Genomic DNA, 3,247 nt, shown 5'->3' on the forward strand with positions numbered 1-3,247 from the left:
CGACATTCTGCTTGTAAGGCAGACGCTCTACCAACTGAGCTAATCACCCGTGTCGTTTGACAGAAGCCGAATTAAACCAGATTTCATGCGTGCTGGCAAGTGTTGGAACAAGAAATAAATGCCGGTCAGGGTCAAGTGTTTGTTGGCACATGGTAAAAGTTTTCAGACAGGCATATGCAAGATGCCTGTCTGAAAATAAATCACCTTGCTTTTGATAATAAATGCCCCAGCTTGCTTGCTTTGGTTTGCAGGTAATGCTCGTTTTCGATGTTTTCGCCGACCTGCAACGGTACGCGTTCAACCACGTTAATGCCGTTGGTGCGCAGGGTGTCCACTTTTTCGGGATTGTTGGTTAATAAACGTACTTGGCTGACGCCGAAATGCTTGAGCATGGATTGTGCCAGTGTAAAGTCGCGAGCGTCTACCGGCAAGCCCAGTGCCAGATTGGCTTCTACGGTGTCCAGCCCTTGGTCTTGCAATTGGTAGGCGCGGATTTTGTTTATCAGGCCGATGCCGCGGCCTTCTTGGCGCAGATAAATAATCATGCCGCGCCCGGCTTGGTTGACCGCCTGCATCGCTGCTTGTAGCTGCGGGCCGCAATCGCATTTTTGCGAGAATAGGGCATCGCCGGTTAAGCATTCGGAATGAATGCGCGCAAGTACCGGTTCGCCATCGGCAATATTGCCCATCACCAGCGCTACATGCTCTTGTCCACCGGGCTCTTCAAAACCGTACAGGGTAAAAACGCCCCATTCTGTAGGCAAGCGACAAGAGGCAATAAATTTTAATTCAGTCATGCTTGATTTATTCTTTCTCTTCTTCTGTTTCCATAATTCCGGCCAACTCGCGCATCGGCTCTACCAAGGAAAGTGCAAGTGCCACCCATTCGGCCAATGCGGCATCATCGATGGCATGTGCTTGTGCATATTCCGCATGCACGACGCCCAGCACGCGACCGTTTTCGAGGTGAACGGGTAACGAGATTTGGCTGGCGCTGCGCAGATTGTGTTCGCCTTGCAATTCGTTTAGGGATAGCCAATAGGCTGCATCGTCGGCTTGATTGAGCCAGCCGGTTTGGGCGCAGCGGCTGGCCAAATGGCGGATAGCCGCCGACTCATCCAGCGGTAGAACAGGCTCGAGGGCAAGGCCTTGTTGAGACACACGAACCAAGCTCGCTGAGTCGGCCGGTTTCAAATAAACGGCAGCACTTTGCGGTCGGGTGCGTTCGTATACTGAGTCTAGCGCCATGAAAATCTGTTTCAGACAGGCATGCCGGTCATCATTGGCGGTAAGGTAATCTTCCAACCGTACGCCGTTTTGGTCATACCATAAAACAGAGCGCTCTATCGCCGCCTGGCCGCGTTCGATTACGGTTTGTACGGCCAATAGTAATATTTGAACTTCTTGCTCGTTGAGCTTTAGGCCTTGAGTGTTCAAATAATCAAGGATTAAGTTATGGGAAGTCATGGGAGGATGCTTTCGTATGATGCGTTTTGCTTAAACAAAACTTGGTAAAACCGCTATTGTACCGCTAAAGATGGCGGCGGCAGAGTAGGAGTTGGAAGCTGGGAGCGTGCACGGTTTTCTGGGATGGAATGAACTGCCAAGGGGGCAAAAGAAATGAAACATTGCAATTGACGCCAAAATGAAAAACAAACAAATTTAGTTATAAACATCTACGTCCAGATGAATGGATTGATTTAATCTTGTGTTGAAATGCAAAATAATCAAGTCGGGAATCAAGAAGGTAAAAGCTATAGCAGATTAACTTAACTTTCGCTACGGCGTTGCTGCGCCTTGCCGTACTACTTGTACTGTCTGCGACTTGCTGCCTTGTATCGAAAATTAATTAAATCTGCTATATTGCTGTATAAAGCTTTTGGTTTGATTAATAATTGAATTTTTATTTTATGTCCTTTCCTCTAGAGTCTGTCGACAATTAACGCAACGGCGGTGTTTTTGGTCAAAAATCCCCGTCTGCTCCGTTAGGTAGCGTAGCGGACTTGCGAAGCTAAAATGCTCGCAAGGTGTTCAACCTTGCTGTGCTTTTTGCCTTGCATACGCGGTTTGTGCCTCAAAAAACCGCTTCGCCGGTTAATTGTCGACAGACCCCTAGGTTGTAGTCTTTAGTAAAACCGTAGTTGGTTCTTAGCAACTGTGTTACCGACTCGTCAGTCAAGCAGCATCAAACACGGTTAACCAAGCGGCTGACAGCCCGCCTGACTGAAGGTAGTCGCGTACACGCGCGTTCAGTATTCTCAGCAGTTTGTGCATACACGCATTAATGGCTACTTTGAACGGTTTTCCTTTGCCGATAAGCCGTTCGTAAAATGCTTTGATTTTCGGCTCAAAGCGGCTGGCGGTCAGGGTGGCCATATACAGGGCATTGCGCACTTCCATCCTGCCGCCGATACATCCGGTTTTACCAACCGATTCACCGCTTTGCTTGGCGGGCGGAACAACGCCGACCAGTAAGGCATTACTTTTGTGCGGCAGCCGCCCCAACTCGGGCAACATCGACATCAAGGTGGCGCAAGTCGCAAGTGGTGCCCCCTACGCCTTTTATCTCTCCGATGATTTTGTTTTTGCCGTCAAAATTGCTGTCGTTTTATTTGGCAATCTGTTTGTCCAGATCAGCAATCAAGGTGTTAAAGTGCCGAATTAAATCTTCCACACTTTGCTGTTGGCTGGAGTGAATTTGCGCCAAACGGTTTTTCTCGGCCGTGCGCATTTCCACCAGCTGGCTGCGGCGCTTTACCAAAGCTTCCAGCTCTCGGCTGTGTTGTCCTGCAACTGTTCGGTTGTGATGATGAGGGGTATCTGCTCGTTTGTCTAAGACAAGGATGTTAAAAATCCCAGGGAGCATAGTCAGAAAGCGTTGTGGTGAACTTCTTCGTTGTGCGCTTGTGCTCTTGCTTGCCTATCTATCTCTAATATGTCTGCATTCGCTGTGCTGCTACACCTCGAACTTCATCCACTTTTAGGTATTTTGCAAAGGTCTTAGCCTGTCTGAAAGCTTTTGTTTTTTATTTTATAGATAACATTATTAAGGTGCGCCGGTAGCGCTGCTTTCTTAATATTTTTATAAAAATCAAAATTGTGCTCTGAGTGTTATTTTATTCTAGGCTTGGATGCTGTTTTTGCGTATAATACGTTTGCTTTGCGGACGTGGCGAAATTGGTAGACGCACCAGATTTAGGTTCTGGCGCCGAGAGGTGTGAGAGTTCGAGTCTCTCCGTCCGCACCA

3 protein-coding genes, 1 tRNA gene and 1 pseudogene are annotated in these 3,247 nt (G+C 48.2%); 1 reads left to right on the forward strand and 4 read right to left on the reverse strand.

Annotated elements, in window-relative coordinates:
• Window positions 1-200: 200 nt before the first annotated feature.
• The 4 genes and pseudogenes from ribA to Q4C79_RS13110 all read right to left on the reverse strand — a co-directional run bounded on the left by ribA (window position 201) and on the right by Q4C79_RS13110 (window position 2,761).
• On the reverse strand, window positions 201-797 hold the full coding sequence (gene ribA, locus Q4C79_RS13095; protein ID WP_303091461.1) for a GTP cyclohydrolase II: 597 nt from the start codon (window positions 795-797) through the stop codon (window positions 201-203).
• Window positions 798-804: 7 nt separating this feature from the next.
• Window positions 805-1,467, reverse strand: a complete 663-nt coding sequence (locus tag Q4C79_RS13100) for a GAF domain-containing protein (protein WP_303091462.1) — start codon at window positions 1,465-1,467, stop codon at window positions 805-807.
• 708 nt (window positions 1,468-2,175) lie between these two features.
• Window positions 2,176-2,566 (reverse strand): annotated as a pseudogene (locus Q4C79_RS13105) (transposase); the annotation flags it as partial.
• Window positions 2,567-2,608: 42 nt separating this feature from the next.
• On the reverse strand, window positions 2,609-2,761 hold the full coding sequence (locus tag Q4C79_RS13110; RefSeq protein WP_303091463.1) for a hypothetical protein: 153 nt from the start codon (window positions 2,759-2,761) through the stop codon (window positions 2,609-2,611).
• Between the two features lie 401 nt (window positions 2,762-3,162).
• Between Q4C79_RS13110 and Q4C79_RS13115 the strand changes: the two genes are divergently transcribed.
• A tRNA-Leu gene (locus tag Q4C79_RS13115) sits at window positions 3,163-3,247 on the forward strand.

It is taken from the genome of Neisseria sp. (assembly GCF_030523955.1).
Classification (GTDB): domain Bacteria; phylum Pseudomonadota; class Gammaproteobacteria; order Burkholderiales; family Neisseriaceae; genus Neisseria.

Bases quoted from the DNA above. Each gene is read 5' to 3' on its own strand.
- ribA (WP_303091461.1), bottom strand. From the start codon at position 797: ATGACTGAATTAAAATTTATTGCCTCTTGTCGCTTGCCTACAGAATGG.
- Q4C79_RS13100 (WP_303091462.1), bottom strand. From the start codon at position 1,467: ATGACTTCCCATAACTTAATCCTTGATTATTTGAACACTCAAGGCCTA.